This is a genomic window from Phenylobacterium glaciei (assembly GCF_016772415.1).
In the GTDB taxonomy this organism is placed as follows: domain Bacteria; phylum Pseudomonadota; class Alphaproteobacteria; order Caulobacterales; family Caulobacteraceae; genus Phenylobacterium; species Phenylobacterium glaciei.
The window spans coordinates 2996261-3011262 of record NZ_JAGSGD010000001.1; the positions used below are offsets into that span (position 1 = coordinate 2996261).

General features: G+C 67.2%; 16 protein-coding genes and 1 tRNA gene. 5 read left to right on the forward strand and 12 right to left on the reverse strand.

The features are described 5' to 3' along the window. Positions 1 to 19: 19 nt before the first annotated feature. From JKL49_RS14720 to JKL49_RS14745, 6 genes are all read right to left on the reverse strand, one after another. Entirely contained in the window at positions 20 to 1345 is a 1326-nt protein-coding gene (locus JKL49_RS14720) for a HAMP domain-containing sensor histidine kinase (RefSeq protein WP_215341373.1), read from the reverse strand. After that, positions 1346 to 2023, reverse strand: coding sequence for a response regulator transcription factor (locus JKL49_RS14725; protein WP_215341374.1), 678 nt, complete (start codon positions 2021 to 2023; stop codon positions 1346 to 1348). 33 nt (positions 2024 to 2056) lie between these two features. Beyond that, complete coding sequence (locus tag JKL49_RS14730; protein ID WP_215341375.1) at positions 2057 to 2362, reverse strand: PepSY domain-containing protein; 306 nt, start codon at positions 2360 to 2362, stop codon at positions 2057 to 2059. Between the two features lie 106 nt (positions 2363 to 2468). After that, positions 2469 to 3191, reverse strand: a complete 723-nt coding sequence (locus JKL49_RS14735) for a phosphatase PAP2 family protein (protein ID WP_215341376.1) — start codon at positions 3189 to 3191, stop codon at positions 2469 to 2471. Positions 3192 to 3211: 20 nt separating this feature from the next. Then, a complete protein-coding gene (locus JKL49_RS14740) occupies positions 3212 to 5512 on the reverse strand; it encodes a TonB-dependent receptor (RefSeq protein ID WP_215341377.1) in 2301 nt (766 codons plus the stop codon). A gap of 234 nt (positions 5513 to 5746) precedes the next feature. Beyond that, entirely contained in the window at positions 5747 to 6154 is a 408-nt protein-coding gene (locus tag JKL49_RS14745) for a DUF3617 domain-containing protein (protein WP_215341378.1), read from the reverse strand. A 259-nt stretch (positions 6155 to 6413) separates the two neighbouring features. Here JKL49_RS14745 and JKL49_RS21325 point away from each other — a divergent pair, with 259 nt between their 5' ends. Further along, complete coding sequence (locus JKL49_RS21325; RefSeq protein ID WP_215341379.1) at positions 6414 to 7463, forward strand: glycosyltransferase family 2 protein; 1050 nt, start codon at positions 6414 to 6416, stop codon at positions 7461 to 7463. Beyond that, positions 7460 to 8965 (forward strand): ArnT family glycosyltransferase, encoded by a 1506-nt coding sequence (locus tag JKL49_RS14755; protein WP_215341380.1) that lies wholly within the window; start codon positions 7460 to 7462, stop codon positions 8963 to 8965. Before JKL49_RS21325 ends, JKL49_RS14755 begins: the two co-directional genes overlap by 4 nt. Positions 8966 to 9092: 127 nt before the next feature. On the opposite strand, the gene JKL49_RS14760 is transcribed toward JKL49_RS14755, so the two are convergent. Continuing rightward, a tRNA-Ile gene (locus JKL49_RS14760) sits at positions 9093 to 9168 on the reverse strand. Positions 9169 to 9314: 146 nt separating this feature from the next. On the opposite strand from JKL49_RS14760, the gene JKL49_RS14765 reads away from it, so the two are divergent. Beyond that, positions 9315 to 10052, forward strand: a complete 738-nt coding sequence (locus tag JKL49_RS14765; RefSeq protein ID WP_215341381.1) for an SIMPL domain-containing protein — start codon at positions 9315 to 9317, stop codon at positions 10050 to 10052. A gap of 34 nt (positions 10053 to 10086) precedes the next feature. Here the strand turns inward: JKL49_RS14765 and JKL49_RS14770 are convergent, their stop codons facing one another. Both JKL49_RS14770 and panD read right to left on the reverse strand, forming a co-directional pair. Then, a complete protein-coding gene (locus JKL49_RS14770) occupies positions 10087 to 10551 on the reverse strand; it encodes a hypothetical protein (protein WP_215341382.1) in 465 nt (154 codons plus the stop codon). Beyond that, positions 10548 to 10904 carry an aspartate 1-decarboxylase gene (panD, locus tag JKL49_RS14775; protein WP_215341383.1) on the reverse strand — a complete coding sequence of 119 codons (357 nt, stop codon included), beginning with the start codon at positions 10902 to 10904 and terminating at the stop codon, positions 10548 to 10550. The genes JKL49_RS14770 and panD overlap by 4 nt, the downstream gene beginning before the upstream one ends. Before the next feature lie 275 nt (positions 10905 to 11179). Between panD and JKL49_RS14780 the strand changes: the two genes are divergently transcribed. Further along, positions 11180 to 11863, forward strand: a complete 684-nt coding sequence (locus JKL49_RS14780; RefSeq protein WP_215341384.1) for a hypothetical protein — start codon at positions 11180 to 11182, stop codon at positions 11861 to 11863. 3 nt (positions 11864 to 11866) lie between these two features. Beyond that, a complete protein-coding gene (locus tag JKL49_RS14785; RefSeq protein ID WP_215341385.1) occupies positions 11867 to 12793 on the forward strand; it encodes a M23 family metallopeptidase in 927 nt (308 codons plus the stop codon). Positions 12794 to 12806: 13 nt separating this feature from the next. Here JKL49_RS14785 and JKL49_RS14790 read toward each other — a convergent pair whose 3' ends face one another. The 3 genes from JKL49_RS14790 to JKL49_RS14800 all read right to left on the reverse strand — a co-directional run bounded on the left by JKL49_RS14790 (position 12807) and on the right by JKL49_RS14800 (position 14921). After that, the gene (locus JKL49_RS14790) at positions 12807 to 13397 is read right to left on the reverse strand and encodes a chloramphenicol phosphotransferase CPT family protein (RefSeq protein ID WP_215341386.1); all 591 of its coding nucleotides are present in this window, start codon (positions 13395 to 13397) and stop codon (positions 12807 to 12809) included. Between the two features lie 7 nt (positions 13398 to 13404). Continuing rightward, positions 13405 to 13848 (reverse strand): hypothetical protein, encoded by a 444-nt coding sequence (locus JKL49_RS14795; RefSeq protein ID WP_215341387.1) that lies wholly within the window; start codon positions 13846 to 13848, stop codon positions 13405 to 13407. A 212-nt stretch (positions 13849 to 14060) separates the two neighbouring features. Then, positions 14061 to 14921 carry an alpha/beta hydrolase gene (locus tag JKL49_RS14800; RefSeq protein ID WP_215341388.1) on the reverse strand — a complete coding sequence of 287 codons (861 nt, stop codon included), beginning with the start codon at positions 14919 to 14921 and terminating at the stop codon, positions 14061 to 14063. Positions 14922 to 15002 lie beyond the last annotated feature (81 nt).

Sequence of the window (15002 nt, forward strand, 5' to 3'; positions counted from 1 at the left end):
CAATGTTCCGCCTGCCTGCTCAGGCAGGCCGGGGAAACGTCACGCGGACCGTCAGGCCGGGGCGTGCGTCCGCCAACTCGACGTCCGCCCCATGCAGCTTGGCGATCGCCGCCACCAGGGCTAACCCCAACCCGTTGCCAGGCGTCGAACGGCTGTGCTCCAGCCGGTAGAAGCGGTCAAACAGCCGCTCCCACGCGACCTCCGGAACCCCGGGTCCGTTGTCGGAGATCTCCAGCCGCCGCCCCGCGTCGTCGCCGACCGCCCAAACCGCGATCTGCGCCCCCGCGCCAGCGTGCCGCAGGGCGTTCTCCACCAGGTTCACCAGCATCTGGGTGAGCAGCTCGCGATCGCCCTCGACCATTACCGGACCGGAGGCGATGAGGGTCAGGGTTTGCTGCCCCTCCTCTGCCGACGGCGCGAAGGCGTCAACCACCGTGCGCGCCACCTCCGAGAGATCGCAGGGCCGGAACCCCGCCCGCCGCGCGCCGCCCTCGATCTGGGCGATACGCAGCAGGGCCGCGAAGGTCTCGAGGATGGAGTCCAGGTCGGTGAGGCCGGCCTCCAGGACCTGTTGACTCTCGGCCGGGGTCGCCAGCCCAGCCTCCAACTTCTGGCGCAGGCGGGTTAGAGGCGTCCGCATGTCGTGGGCGATGTCGTTGGAGACCTGGTTGAGGCTCTCCATCAGGGCCGCGATCCGGTCGAGCATCCGATTGAAGGTCAAGGCCAGCCGGTCGAGATCATCGTCAGACCCGCGGACCGGCACGCGGCGCGCCAGGTCGCCATCGATGATCGCCTCGGCCGTGCCCGAGATCGCCGCGAGGCGCCGGTGCACATCGCCGCTCAGGGCGTAGCCGCCGAGCACCCCCAGAACCACGACGCCCAGGAAGGCCCAGCCGAAGCCGCGCAGGACGGCGCCGTCCAGGGCCTCCACCCGCTCTTCATCGTCCCCCACCATCAGGCTGTAGCCCCCAGGCAAGGCTATCGTCAGCACTCGGATGGTTTCGCTTTCGCCTCCTCGATGCCGGACGCTGGCGGTGGACCAGCCGATGGGCGCGGCGTTGGCCGCCAGCCGCCCCACCATGGCGACACCGTTTGGTCCCTTCAGCCCGTAGTCCAGGGCGCCAGGGGTGCGGTCACGTTCCCGCACCGCCTGCACCACGCCGTTCAGACCCTCCGTCTGGTATTCCTCGGCCAGGGCGGCGGCTTCCGAGGCGATACGTGCATCGAACTGAGCCGTGAGCGCGGCGCGCGTGCTGGACAGGGTGATCATCCCAAGGATCACCACGGCGAGGGCGAACCCCGTCGTGTAGAGCGCCGCGAGCCGCAGGCTGGTGGAACGGAACATCTAGTCCGGCGCCCGCAGGACGTAGCCAGCGCCACGCACGGTTTGGATCAAGTCGCTGCCCTGACCCCGGTCGAGCTTGCCGCGCAGCCGGCTCATATGGGTCTCGACGATGTTTGTCTTGGGGTCGAAGTGGAAGTCCCAGACGCTCTCAAGCAGCATGGTCCGCGTCACAACTCGTCCAGCGTGCCGCATCAGATATTCCAGCAGCTGAAACTCTCGAGGCTGCAGGTCGACACGCGTCCCACCCCGGGTCACGGTGCGTTTCAAGAGATCGAGGGTCAGGTCGGCTACGGTCAGCGCCGTCTGGACGTCCTGCGTCGGCGGCCGCCGCGCGAGCGCGTTCACGCGAGCCAGCAGCTCGGCGAAGGCGAAGGGCTTGACCAGGTAGTCGTCGGCCCCCGCCTCCAGTCCCTCCACCCGGTCGTCGATGCCGCCCATGGCGGTCAGCAGCAGGACCGGCGTCTTTACGCCGGACGCTCGAATGGTGCGCAGGATGGCCAGGCCGTCGATCTCAGGCACCATGCGGTCGAGGACGATGACGTCATAGGTCTCGCCAGCCGCCAGCATCAGGCCTTCGCGGCCCGAGCCAGCGTAGTCTATCGTATGACCAGCCTCGGAGAGCGCCCGCCGCAGATAGGCGGCCGCCTCCTTGTCGTCCTCGACCAGCAATAGCTTCATCGGGCGATCCTGCCACGCTGCGGCGCCGAACGCCTAGTCGGGGTTCTTTCCCTCAGGCGCGTTCTCCAGGACCTTGCCGGTCTGGGCGTCCACGCCCACCTCGTAGGTGACGCCGGCGGTTTTGATATCGAAGGAATAGCGCAGGCCGCTGCCGCCCGCCTCCTTCTCCAGTTCTTTGTCGGTGATCTTGCCCGGACGCGCCTTGAGGGCGGTTTTCGTAGCCTGGGCGAGGGTCACCCTGGCGGTCTTGACCAGGGCTTGCCCGGCATAGCCGCCGGCCTGGGCGGTCACGGCGCCCAGGGTCAGGGCGAGGGTCGAGACGATGAGAAGGCGCTTCATTGGAAAACTCCGCTTGGCCCCAGCCAGCGAAGTCACCTTGCGCCACCCCACCTTTGGCCGCGGTGGACCGACCATTAAGATTCGCCAATCCGCCGCGGCCGCCTGGCTAGTCCGCCAGGTGAGCCGCCCGGAGTTCCGCAGCCGCCGCGTCCCGGTCCGCCCGGAAGGCGGGGTTGTGCAGGAGGTCGATCGCCACAGCGGTCCCCAGAGCCTGGGCCGCCACGATGTCGCTGCGGAAATGCATGCCGCAGACCAGTCGGCTGCCCCCATAGACCGAGGCTCGGCTCATCAGGGCCGCGGCCTTGGCCGGCGCGATGTCGGCCAGGACGATGGCCATGGAGTATCCCATCGTCGCATGGCCGCTCGGATAGGACGACAAGGGCTCGTCACCCCGGCTACAGCTCTGCACGCTGGGATCGATGATCCACGGGCGCGGACGCTTGAACGCCGCCTTGGCGGTGTCGGCGGCCACCTTCTCCTCGTTGCGGACCTCGGCCATCAGCTTGGCGGTGGCCGGCAGAGCCTTCAGATCGAAACCCGGGCCCATCGCGTCCGCGAAGATCGAGGCGTCCTTGGTGACGTCGTCGGACTTGGCCTGGGCCAGCATTTCCGGCGTCCTGGCCTTCTCGATGGCGTGCAACTCCGCGAGTTCTGCCGTGGCGATCGCGGAGCCGGACGGCGGCGGCGGCGGCAGGAATCGCGCCGCGTCCAACTCCGTCGCCGACAGGAATATCGCCGTCGCCTTTGGCTTCGGAGCCTCGCCGGCAAGGGCGGGCCCCGTCAGCAACAGGGTGACTGTAGCGGTGAGCAACAGGCGCTTGGCGATCATGGAACCGCTCAGCATTTGCATCAGAAATTGACCTTCACGGAGACCTGGGCGTTCCGCTCGGGTTGGAAATAGTACTGGTCGTAGGGAACCGTCTTGCCGGGCTTGATGGAGGTGGCCTGCTGGCTGTCGAACAGGTTGTAGATCGCGCCCTCGAGGCGGTAGGCCCCGAACCGGTAGACCACCGAGAGATCCGCCGAGTGGTAGGGATCGATACGATAGGCGGCGGGCTCGCCCTCGGCCGCCCACTGTTCACCGGTGTACTTGTCGCTCAGCGAGATCGACCAGTCGTCGTTACGGAACAGGACGCCCAGCGCGGCGGTCGACTTGGGGGCGCCGGCGATCTGCTTGCCACCGGCGATCACCACCGGCACGCCGCCGATCGTGGTGCTGGCGCCCTGGGCCTCGGCGCTGTTGATCGAGCCATTGGCGAAGACAAACAGGGTGTCTGTCGCGGCATAGGTCACCGCGCCTTCGATGCCCTTGTAGCGCGCGCCGCCAAGATTGAAGCTGACGTTTTCAGTGCCGACCGTGACCGACTGAATCTTGTTGGTGAAGTCGATGTAATAGGCGTCGGCGTCTACCGTGAGCTTGCCGCCGTGGTAAACCAGACCGGCCTGATAGTTGGTCGACTCCTGCGGCTCCAGGTCGTTCAGGTTGGGGTTCACTGCTTGGGTGGCGCTGATGTCGGGCAATAGGAAGCCCGTCGCGTACTGGCCGTAGAGGGCCAGATTGTCCTGCAGCTTATAGTTCGCGGTCAGGAAATAGAGGGTCTTGGTGAAGGTCTTGGAGCCGTGGAAGGGCAGCCGGGACTTCTGGTTGATGTCGGCGTCCACCGAGAGCTTCTCGCTGACGTACTTCAGGCCAGGCGTGACTGTGAGCTGCGGGGTGACGTTCCACTCGACATCGATGAAGGGTTCGACCTGATCCCAGCCCGAGTACTGCAGATACTCGACATATTGCGGCACGCCGGCCAGCACCTTCTGGCGATAGTCCACGGTCCAGCCCGAGGCGGTGCGACCCAGGGTGGCGTCATAGTCGTAACGGGCGCGGGGGCCCGTCTCGGCCCGCTCCCACCAGACCCCGGCCTTGATGGTCCCGAAGGGCACGGTCTGGTCGAGGTGCAGGATGTCGCCGTAGATCTTGTAGACGTTGAGCTTGGTGTAGCCGGGGATATGCCCGTTCACGACCGGCTTGCCGCCCGGAACCTGAGTGATCTGCAGGCCCTTCTTGGCCGCGATGTCGGAGGGTGACAGGGTCGGGTCCAGGGCAGATTCCGTGTTGTTCTTGTAGTAGTAGGAATAGATCGTGTTCTCGAGCTTCAGGCTCGGCGTCACGTCACCGGTCAGCTTGGCGTAGTTGAAATAGGTGTGCTTGGTGACCAGGTTGTAGCCGTAGAAGTTCGGCGTCGACGGGTCATTGTTCAGGGCGAAATTCTTCCCGAAGAGCGCCACCTGATCCAGGGTCGCCCCGGAGTTATCGTTGGTGTGGACCTTGGTGTAGTTCCACGTTCCCAGGACGGTCAGCTTCCAGCTGCCGGCTATGGGGAAGACGGCGCGGACCAGTTGGTTGTCGGCCCGAGCGGCGGCGTAGGACAGGTAGCCGTCGGTCTTGAGCTCCTGGAAGTTGAACAGGGCGCGGGCGCCGTTCAGCTGTTCGATTTCGCCGGTGTTGAGCTTGGTGACCGCCAGGAAGGTGTTCCAGGACCCAAGGGTGACCAACTGCGACCCGCCGCGGTCCAGGCTGACCTCGGGCGAGAACAGATTGATCGATCCGCCGAAGCTGGCCACGCCGAGCTGGCTCGCCGCGCCGGGTCCGCGGTCAACCACCACCGCGCCGATGGTCGAGGAGGGGAAGAACGAGGTCGAGTGGTGGGTCGGCCCGTTGGCGTCCCCCCAGGGGATGCCGTCATAGGTGATGTTGTACTCGCCGTCCTTGAACCCACGCAGGGTGGATTTGGCTTCACCGAGCCCCGGTCCATTGAAGGAGGTGCCAGAGACGCTGGGGGACAGGTTCACGACCTGGGTGTAGTCCGCCGTGGTCGGAATGAACTGGTCGATCGCCTGGCGATCGATGATCGACTGCGGTTGGGTCGCCTCCAGGGAGGCCTTCACCGGGGCCGCGGCGGTGGAGAGGTAGGCCCCCGTCACCACAAGCTCCTCGACCCGCGTGCCGTAGTCGGCGTTCTCGGGATCGATCTTCACCGAGCCGGCCTCGGCGTCGGCCGCCCAGGCCGGAACGCCGGAGACAAGCCCGATAACCAGGGCCGAGCCGGCCAGCCAGACAGACTTGCGAGTGCGCGAACGCGCCGGTGATGACTGCATTTTGAAATCCCCCAACCGACCGTCCGGGGCTTTCCCGGTCCTGGGCCGTCGTTATGGGGCTGTAAAAGCGCGGTCACTGGACCGTCGCAAACCAAGCTTTGGCGACGGTTAAGTGAAGGATTTTGTACAGCTTTTACATTGGGAAAAATCAATGCTCAGGCCACAACTGGTCAAGCTTGGAAGGCTCACAAGCGACGATTCAGACGACACTTTCGCAGTCCGCAGAGCTACCTATTACGGCTGCAGCGACACCGGACAGGTATCTCCGAGCCGCCGCGCCTGGGTGCTCGCCGCCCCGGTCAGCAGGACGCCGCCGATGCGGGTCCTGAGTTTGGCTTGCAGCCGGAAGGCGCTGGGACCGTAGTCGCCCACGGCCGTGATCTCGGCGACTTGCCCATGTTTGGTGACGCAGGTCCCCGCGAGCTCGATATGGCCATTTCCGACAACCCGCTTGGGATAGGCGCATTGGTAGTGCCGGTTGCTCGGCCCCTCCAGCACCTTGAGAATGTCGGCGGCGGTGAAGCATTTTCGCTCCGCCGTCCTGGCGCTGAGAACCATCGTCGTGGTGTTCGACAGCTCCCAATAGCCCGGCAAGGGGACCGCATCGGCCCGTGCCGCCACAGGCGCGAGCACCGCGGCCACAACACAATTCCAAATCCGCCGCAACGCCTCGCCCTCCGTCGATAAGCGAACGACGACATGACGAAGGCGCGCCCTCACAGAAATCGATGAGGCGCTTGAGCACGCCTGTCGTCGTTCCCATGCCCCCACTCGCCGGCGAGGAAATCGCGTGCTCGATACCCAAGCTTCTTCGCTTCTTGACGCTCCTACGGTCGAGAGCGGCCCATCGGGGCCGAACTGCGCACAAGCCCGAACAGCAGGCCCCGAACTCACCATCGTAGTGCCGACCTTCAACGAGTGCGGCAATGTCGCGCGACTGGTCGCCCGCCTCGACGAGGTGCTGACGGGGGTGCGTTGGCAAGCGATCTTCGTGGACGACAACTCCCCGGACGGAACGGCTCAGGCGGTCAAGCGCATGGCCAACCTGGACAGTCGGATTCACTGTTTGCATCGCGTGAACCGGCGGGGCCTTTCGGGCGCGGTGGTCGAAGGCGCCTTGGCCAGTTCCGCGCCCTATATCGCGGTGATGGATGGCGACCTGCAGCACGACGAAATGCTGCTTGCCCATATGTTGCGGGCCCTGCGGGAAGATCGAGCCGACCTGGTGATCGGCAGCCGCTTCCTGGGCGCGGCGGACGCTTCAGTCCTGGGGGTCCGGCGACAACTCGGCAGCCGGGTGGCCAACTGGCTTGGCCGCAAGGTGCTGTCAGCGGACCTGACCGACCCGGTCAGCGGCTTCTTCATGATCCGCCGCCCGCTGATCGACACCGTGGCCCACCGCCTTTCAAGCGATGGCTTCAAGGTGCTGTTCGACATCCTGGCCTCGCAGGCGACGGCGCCAAGGTGCCTGGAACTCCCCTATGTGTTTCGGCCAAGGACCTCGGGCGCAAGTAAGCTCGATAATCGGGTTGTCGCCCACTATCTCGGCCTGCTCTCCTCCAAGCTCAGCCACGACATCCTGTCCCCCCGGGTCCTGATGTTTGGGGCTGTCGGCGCGGGCGGCGTCGCGATCCACCTGCTCGTGCTCCGCGGCCTGCTAGGCCTCGGCGTGACCTTCGCCAGCGCTCAGGTCGCGGCGGCCCTGACAGCGATGACCTCGAACTACCTGGTCAACAACAGCGTCACCTATCGGGACCGTCGCAAGCGCGGACTGGCGATCCTCAGCGGCTATCTGCGCTTCTGCATGCTTTGCGCGATCGGCCTCCTGGCCAATGTGGCCGTCGCCTCGATGTTCAACCACCACTTCAAGATCTGGTGGCTGTCTGGACTGGCCGGAGCCGGCGTTGGGGCGGCCTGGAACTTCGTCACCACCGCCTTGGCGGTGTGGTGAAACGTCTCGGGGTCCAGCGGGAGATCATCGCGATCATCCTTGGCCTGACCTTCCTCAGGCTGGTGGCGGCGCGCTGGATCCACCTGACCGAGGACGAGGCCTATTACCGCCTCTGGGCGCAGCAGCTCCATTTCGGCTACTACGACCATCCGCCGATGATCGCCTGGTGGATCAGGGGCGGCGTGACACTTGCCGGAGACAACCCTCTTGGGGTGCGGCTTTTGCCGGTGATCGCCACCGGCCTGGTGTCCGCCTTGATCGGCGACCTGGCGCATCGCTTGGGCGCGCGGCCAGCAACCGTGCTGCGAAGCGTGGTCTGGTACAACGCCACCATCACAATCGGGATCGGCGGGATCCTTGCTACGCCGGACGCACCAGCGACCTTCTTCTGGGTGCTCACCCTCTGGTGCCTCGTCCGGACCACCGGGCCGCGCCCGGCCAGATGGTGGGCGGCGGCGGGCCTCGCCGTCGGCCTCGCGACGATCTCGAAATACTCGGCCCTCTTCCTCGCGCCTGGCGCTTTCCTCTGGCTTTGGCTCAGTCCTGACGGCAAGGCGCGGTTGAAAACACCATGGCCCTGGATCGCGGCTCTGCTGGCCGGGGCGGTCTTCGCCACCAATGTCGCCTGGAATGCGCAACATGGCTGGCTCACCTTCGCCAAGCAGTTCGGCCGCGTGGAGCCATCCGGATTTTCGCCCACGCACCTGGGCGAGCTGCTGGTCAGCCAGTTCCTCCTGCTGAATCCGGTGATCGCCATCTACGCCTTCAGGGGGCTGCAGTTGGGCTGGAGGAACCGAAACAACGCCGGTGATACTGATTTGCGCCTGCCGCTGGCGACCACCCTGCCCTTCGCCGCCTACCTGATGCTGCACAGCCTCCATGACCGGGTCCAGGGGCACTGGCCAGCGCCGATCTTCGCCGCCCTGGTGATTTGCGCGGCCGTGGCGGCGGAGCGCGGCTCCGCACCTCCCGCGCTCCGCGCGGTTCGCAATTTGGCCATCGCCTTCAGCCTGTGCCTTTCCGCCGCCGCCTTAGCCTATATGGCGGCGCCGCACAGCCGCGCGCTTGGCACGTTCGATCCGATCCTGCCCCTGCGGGGTTGGCGGGAATTCTCCGTCGCCGTCGATCAGAAAGGCCGGCAGGAAAGCGCCGGCTGGATCGGCGTCGTCAGCTACGGAACCCTTGCCCAGCTTTCGGCTGAAGGCCTGGTGACCGCCCCGCTCCTGCAGATCACCGAGCGGACGCGGTATCTCGGCCTCCCCCCTCCCAGGCCGGACTTCCGCCAGCCTGGACTGGTCGTAGACCTGGCGCGTCGGCTCGAGCCCAGGGATCTCCTTCGCTGCTTCTCCCACGTGGCGTCAGCGGGAGATCTCGACCGGGGCGCCCGAGAGCCAGGCCCCGCCGCCCGATACCGCGCCTATCTGGTGTCTGGGCCGAAGGTGGACGTGATGAGGGTCGGATGCCCAGACGATCCAGCGATGCGCAGGAAGCTCTGGCGTTGAAAGTCTGAGGTCGGACGACGCGAAGACTGCCCGCGGGACGAGGCTCAGTTCGCCGATGGGTGCGGCCTGGGCTGCGTCCCAAACTGCGGGGCGCTGTCGTGGCGGCCCGTCAAAGCCGGAAGCGTGCTGGTGGGCCCGGTAGGACTCGAACCTACAACCAGACCGTTATGAGCGGTCGGCTCTAACCATTGAGCTACAGGCCCTGCAGCGCGGCGTGCGGGTTACCATGGGCTGCACGTGCATTAAAGGCGCCGTTCAGCTTGGCCTTGTCATCACGGAACCCAGCCCCGCGTTCAACGTTCGCAATCGGGGTGGTACAGTCAAGCTAACGCCCCTTTGGGAGATACCTATGAAAACCTTCGTCCGCGCCGGCGCCCTCAGCCTGCTCCTGGCCACCACGGTCGCGGCGCCCGTTGCGCTCGCCCAGGCCGCCTCGCCCGCCGCCGACTCCATGTTCCGGGCCACCACCCTGAACCTCTCGGCCTATGGCGAGACCCGGATCGCGCCGGACATGGCCACCATCAATCTGGGCGTGAACACCGAGGCCCCGACCGCGTCGGCCGCCATGGCCGCCAACGCCACCCAGATGAACAAGATCTTCGCCGCCCTGCGCCGCGCCGGCATCGCCGACAAGGACATCCAGACCTCGGGCCTGAACCTCAACGCGCAGTACGACTATGTGGAGAACAACCCGCCCAAGCTGCGCGGCTATCAGGCCAGCAACACGGTCACTGTCACCGTCCATGACCTGACCCGCCTGGGCTCGGCCGTCGACGCCACCGTCAGCGCCGGCGCCAACCAGGTGAACGGGATTTCCTTTGGCTTGAACGACCCCACCGCCGCCGAGAACGCGGCCCGCGAGGACGCGGTCAAGGCGCTCAGCGCCAAGGCCAATCTCTATGCGCGGGCCACTGGTTACCGCGTCGGCCGCCTGGTGACACTCAGCGAAGGCGGCGGCTACACCCCGCCCAGCCCCATGCCGGTGATGGCCATGGCCCGCTTCGACAAGGCGGAGTCCACTCCGGTGGCCGGTGGCGAGCTGAAGGTGCGGGTTGACGTGACAGCGCTCTACGAGCTCACCCGCTAAACCACCTCCCCTCCCCGCTTCGGCGGGGAGGACCTTACCGCTTGATCAGGCCGGCCTTCTCGAAGGCGTGCTTCAGCTTGTCGGCGATCACCACGCCCGGCGGGGTGTTGGCGCCCTCCATGGCGGCGGCGTAGACCAGTTCGTCATGGGTCTCGACGGGACCGGCGGCCCAGCCGACGGTGCGCGCGCCGTCCGTCGAACTGGCGCAGCTGATGTTCACCGGCTGCCGGCTCTTGGCGGTGATCTGCAGCAGGTCTTCCAGGGTCCGGGTCGCGCCGTTGCAGGCCGGCAGGGCCCGGCCGCAGGTGACGTTGGAGCCGAAGCGGTGGACCACTTCGCCCGAGCCGGTCTCGCCGATCAGCACGCAGGTGCCCGGATCGCCGACCACGTCATTGATCGCCGCGTCCAGGGCGTCCTGGTTCACCCCCTTCAGCACTGCAGGCGAACAGGCCGAGAGGCTTAAGGCCGCCACGGCGACGAGGGCGAACCGCACGCTCACGCGGCCTTCTTCATCGCGTTGGCGTCGTCCAGCAGCACGACGGTCGGCGAGTAGTTGCGAGCCTCCTCGGCCGGCAGCAGGCCGTAGGTCACGATGATGACCTTGTCGCCCTTCTGCACCAGGCGGGCGGCGGCGCCGTTGACCCCGATCACCTTGGAGCCGCGCGGCGCCTCGATGGCGTATGTGGTGAAGCGGGCGCCGGTGGTGATGTTCAGCACATCCACCTGCTCGTGCGGCAGGATGCCCGAGGCGTCCAGCAGCTCGCGGTCGATGGCGATGGAGCCTTCATAATCCATGTCGGCCTGGGTCACCGTGGCGCGGTGCAGCTTGGCCTTCATCAGGGTCACCAGCATCGGCAGTCCTTACGCACAGGGGCGCGGGCGGCAGCTCTGGCCTCTCCCCGCAGCAGGGACCTGCATATAGCCAGGATGGGCTTTCCATTCAATTGCGGCGGCGCAATAAGTTGACCTTGCGTCAACTCGAAACGCCTGTCGCGGCTCACCCAGCAAGAGAATTCGCCGGCGATTTCGGCGTTTTGGCGTGAAAATCATACCGCTGTTGCAACCACGGGTTAACAGCGGCGGTCAGATGCGCGAGACTTTGACATTGACGTGATGGCGGGGGGCCAATGCGAAATCAGAAGATCCGAGCCTTGATCGTGGCCGGCGCAACGCTGGCCGCCGTCGCCGCCAGCGCCCAGGTCGCGCCGACGACTGCCCCCACCACCCGCCCCGGCGCGGCGCGGCCGGCCGTCACCCGCCCCAGTGTCGTGGCGGTTCCCGGCGCGCTAGGCCCCCTGACCCGTCCGCCCGTCCCCGGCGGTCCGGGCGGCATCGACTGGAAGGGCGCGGTCGGCGGCCTGCGTCAGAGCAGCGGCGGCAATTCCCCGATCGGCCGCGGCCTCGACCAGGCCGCCATCGACAAGACCAGGTTGCCGATCCTGCTGCCCAATGACGCCGACCTGATGGGCGGCGCACGCATCTATTCCTTCGGCGACTACTACTCGATCACCGCCAACCTCTCGGGCGCGCGGGTGTCGCTGACCGGCACGGCGGAGACCATGTCCCTCCCCGCCACCTCCAAGCTGAACCTGCCCAATATCGGCCCCGAGCAGCTGGTGATCCAGCGCACGGTGGACGGCCAGCTGGCCAGCTTCGTGCGCTACGGCGTCCTCTACACCGCCGAGCTGCGCTGCGACACGCCCTCGGACACCCGCTGCCGGACGGAGACCTATGTGCGGTCCCTGGTGGCCAAGAGCACCGTCGTGGTGATGGGCAAGGCCGCCCGCCAGGCCGCCGGACTGGGGGCTTAAGAGATGCGCGCACCCCTGATCTTCCTGATCCTCATCATCCTCGCGGTCCTGGCCCTGGTGGGCTACAACTCCGGCTGGTTCGGCGGCGCGACCGCCCCCGGCGCGGGGCCCGCCACCGCGACGAACGGCACGCCCTCCCCCCCCGGCGTGACGACAGATCCTGCCGCTGAGCCTGACGAACCGGTCGGCGACGGCGGCGTCGAACAGTTGCCCGACGAGGCCAAGGCCGAGCCCGACGCCGATCCGGTGAAGACCCCCGACGTCCCAGCCGCCGCCACCTTCGGCCACCTCCCGGCCGGCGATTTGATCCCGAAATCCGGCTCCGGCTATCTAGACCGCACGGTCTGGTCGCCCAAGCTCTGCTTCCCCTTCGCCGACGACGCCTTCGCCAACTCCCAGGTCTATGGGGCGGGTGGCGGCATGGGGCCGAAGGACCATCCGGGCCAGTGCGACCCGATGAACTACACCCTGCCCTGGCGCGACAACTTCTGTGAGAGCCGCGGCTACGCCAGTCCGCTCTGCGCGGTGGGCAAGGGCCACCAGGGCCAGGACATCCGCCCGGCCACCTGCAAGAAGGACAAGCACTGGGTCGTCGCCGCCGAGGACGGGATCATCACCGACGTCGGAACCTATACCGTCACCCTCACCGGCGAGGCCGCCCCGCATCGGGTCTACCGTTACCTGCACATGCGGATGAACCAGCTGGCGGTGAAGGAAGGCGCCTCGGTCAAGGCCGGCGACAACCTGGGCAAGGCCTCCAACGACTTCGGCGGCACCCCCACCACCATCCACATGCACTTCGAGATCCGATCCGGCGTCGCCGGAACCTCGACGGACGGCAAGCCCGTGGTGCTGCACACCTTCCTGCCGCCCTATCAGAGCCTGGTGGCCGCCTATGACCGCAAGCGCGCGGGACAGGCGTGCCACTGAGGGTGAGCGGGACCTAAAGCCCGAAAGCGTCTCGGATCAGGATCGCGTTCTGATCCGGCGTCGTCGTGGAGGTGTCGATCTCAAGGTCGTAGGTCCGGCCCGCGTGCACCCGGTCGTACTGCCAGCGCGACAGGCCGACGCCCCGGTCGCCCCGCGCAAGCTCGCGAGCCTCCAGCACGTCCAGGGGCGCGAAGAGACCAACGAAGCGCGTCTCGAAGCCGGCCAGCACCTCGCGGTAGTCGGCCTCGTCGGCGGAGTCGAGGATCACGTCGTCGACGATCAGGTGGTTCCCCGCCGCCGCCAGGGCCGCGATGGCCCGGCGCATGCCCCGCATGGCGGCGTCCATCACCGGGCCGGTCCGGATCGCCACCGAGGGCCTGCCGCCGTCGTCCAGGGTTTCGAACACCAGACCGTCGGCGTGGCCGAACATCGCCGGGGGCAGCATGTCGAGAAACGCGTCCATCGAGACATGCAGGAGCGGGTGGGCGCAGATTTGCTGCAACGCCCGCGCGGTCGACGTCTTCCCGACGCTGCCGACGCCGTTGAGGATGATGATCTGCGCGGGCATGGCGCCGAGCTTGGTCGAAACCTCGACCGGCGCCAAGCGGGCCTCAGACCGCATGCGGGAAGTGCTGTAGGTCCGGCTCCGCCCAATCCCGCCGCGCCTCCACGGAGAACAGGCGCCCCTTGCTCCAGTAGTCCAGCAGCCAGCCCGGGCTTCCCAGAGGCGAGGTCATCAGATCATCGACGATCCCGTGCAGGGGGTGGTCGCGTGGATAGCGGCCCAGGAACTCATGCGCCGCCCCCAGCGAGGCCAGGGTGATGGTGTGGTGGTAGCCGCCGGCGTCGGTGTTCGGGGTGTCGGTGGCCTCGTTATAGGCGCGGATCAGATCGGGCATGCCGGCGACCACCGCGACCAGGGGCCGGTCTCGCAGCAGCCACAGGGCGGCGGCGAAATGGGCCGCATGGGTCCATTCCGGCTTGGGCAAGGTCCTGTCCCTCACGCCGTGGGCGATGCGGGCCACCTCGACGTCGGTGGCATAGATGCTGGTCATGTCTTGGGTCTCCTTCAGGGAAGCCCGGACGGCAAAGAAAAACCCCGCCGGCCGGGCGGGGTTGGTGGCTCATTCGATGTGTAAGGAAGTTATCCCGAACAGATCAAGCGCACCCGCACCGCCAGAGGAAGGCGTTGCTGCTGCTGCGCTTTGGTCGGGACGAAGGCCATGGCCCCGCTTTGGCGGCGCGGCAGGGTCCTGTCAACCAGGCCCTATCTGACGGCGGCGTCCAGGAAGGCGGTCATGTCGGCCAGCACCGGCGCCTTGCCCCGGAATGGCCGCGACAGGGCCAGCACCGTCCCGGCGTGATCGAGGCCGGCATAGTGCTTCTCCTCCACCCGCCCGCCCGCCGCCCGGATCGCGGCGGCCAGCTTCCTGGTGTTGCGCGGATAGACCGTGCGGTCGCTGTCGCCCGTGGCCAGGAAGGCGGCCGGGCGGGTCTTTCCGGCGTAGAGCCCCGGCTGGGTCCCGGCGAGATCGGCCGCCCCGCCGAAGGTCCGGCGCGTGATCGGCCCGTCGATGGGGATGAAGTCATAGGGGCCCGACAGACCCGCCACCGCCTTGATATCCGCGGGATCGACACCCTGGGCGGTCAAATAGCGAGGGTCGAAGCCCAGCATGACGGCGTTGTAGGCGCCCGCGGAATGACCGATGAGCACGACGCGGCTGGGGTCGCCCCCCAGGTCCTTAGCGTGATCCACCGCCCAGCGGATCGCCAGGGCCCCGTCCTCCAGGAAGCCCGGATAGGTCACCTCCGGGAACACCCGATAGTCCGGCACCACGGTCAGATAGCCCTGCGCCGCCAGGGCCTGGCCCGCCCAGCGATAGTCCTGCCGTCGACCGGAATCCCAGGAGCCGCCATAGAAGAACACCGCCACCGGGGCGGGCGCCTTGGCCTTGCGTGGCGCATAGACGTCCAGCTTCTGGCGCGAGAGCGGCCCGTAGGCGGTCCCCACATCGGCCCGCGTCGCCGGGTCCTTCGGCGTGAAGGTGGAGAACAGGGTGAGCGGCGAACAGGCCGCCGTCAGGGCCGCGGTCGCGGCGGCCAGGCCAAGCCGGAGGGGGTGGGTCATGGGCGGGGTCCGGTCGGGTGGAGGTTCCCGCCCTTTACGCGCAGAGGCCCCGATCGGACGCAAGACCTCCTCGCCTTTTGC